This window comes from Erythrobacter epiphyticus, assembly GCF_034653295.1.
Taxonomy (GTDB): Bacteria; Pseudomonadota; Alphaproteobacteria; order Sphingomonadales; family Sphingomonadaceae; genus Erythrobacter.
Map to the genome: position 1 here is coordinate 1 of NZ_JAYEEU010000030.1, position 1228 is coordinate 1228.

At 59.3% G+C, this 1228-nt stretch carries 2 protein-coding genes; both read right to left on the reverse strand.

Annotated features, from left to right (window positions below; translation table 11 throughout):
• Positions 1-378, reverse strand: a 378-nt coding sequence (locus SOQ14_RS14320) for a TonB-dependent receptor domain-containing protein (RefSeq protein ID WP_322898791.1), incomplete at its 3' end; no start/stop codon positions are given.
• Positions 379-719: 341 nt separating this feature from the next.
• Positions 720-1228 (reverse strand): tyrosine-type recombinase/integrase (locus SOQ14_RS14325; RefSeq protein WP_322898790.1); only part of this gene is annotated, 509 nt, incomplete at its 5' end.

A 1228-nucleotide genomic window follows, 5' to 3' on the forward strand; every position in this document is an offset into this window, starting at 1 on the left:
CAGCGAGACGGTCCCGGCATTGCCCACGCTGGTGCGATAGGTCGCGATGGCGTCAAAGCCGCGGGTGCGCGTGTCGATCCCGTTGAAGAAGAAGCGCGCTGCCGAAATATTGGTGAAGCCCGCATCATTGAGAATCTGCGCAATTGCCCGGCCCGTGCCCGTGCCCGACGGGTTGCCTGCGGCATCGCGGGTGGCGGTGAGGTTGTCGGTCAACACGATGCGATCATCAATGTCGATCTGGTAATAGTCGAAGGTGATGTTCAGCCCGCGCACCGCGTTGAACACCGCACCACCCGACCACGAGAACGACGTTTCCGCCTCCAGCGGGCTCGAACCCAGGGCAAGCGCTGGAGAGCGATCAGGCGCCGCCTGAATTATGAAGCCTCACCGAGGCAGATCAGGCCATCAAGGTCCGAAGAGATTGCACACATGGGATCGGATTACGTCATCGCCATGTCCCGGTTTTCCGTGCTTATTGCTGCGTCCGTGAGAACGGCACTAGCGGGCGCAGCAATAAGTCTTGGGTGGGCCGGATACCTGTCTCAAGATTGAACATGCTGCGGCGCTCATGAACACTTGCCAGCTTACCAGTATCATCTTCGCTGCTTTATGAACGCCGGTTTCGGCCAAACCGGTCGATCCGTCACGCCGTCTTCCAATGGCAGGAAAGTCCCAGCGCTGGTAGGTCGGCTCCCCGGCTCTAACGAGGAGCCGAATGCTCAGATTTCCGTGTTTTCGGCGAGGGCAAGTGCATCCTCGACATCGATTCCGAGATAGCGCACCGTATTCTCGATCTTGCTGTGACCGAGAAGTATCTGGACGGCACGCAGATTGCCGGTGGCCCTGTAGATGATCGACGCCTTGGTCCGCCTCAGAGAGTGGGTGCCGTATTCGCTCCGCATCAAGCCGATCCCGCTTACCCATTCATCAACAAGCCGAGCATATTGGCGGGTGCTGAGGTGCCTGTTCCGATCGACCCGGCTTGGGAAGACATAATCGTCCACGGCGCCACCCCGGCGCTCAAGCCAGGCCAGCAGACTGGCACGGGCATCCGGCAAAATCTCGAACTGAACAGGGCGGCTTGTTTTCTGCTGCATAACGATTGCGCGCGTTCGGATCTGCCCTCCGTTAACAATGTCGCCGATCTTCATTCGCACAAGGTCGCAGCCGCGCAGTTTGCTGTCGATGGCAAGATCAAACAGCGCACGATCACGCACTCGGCGGCATT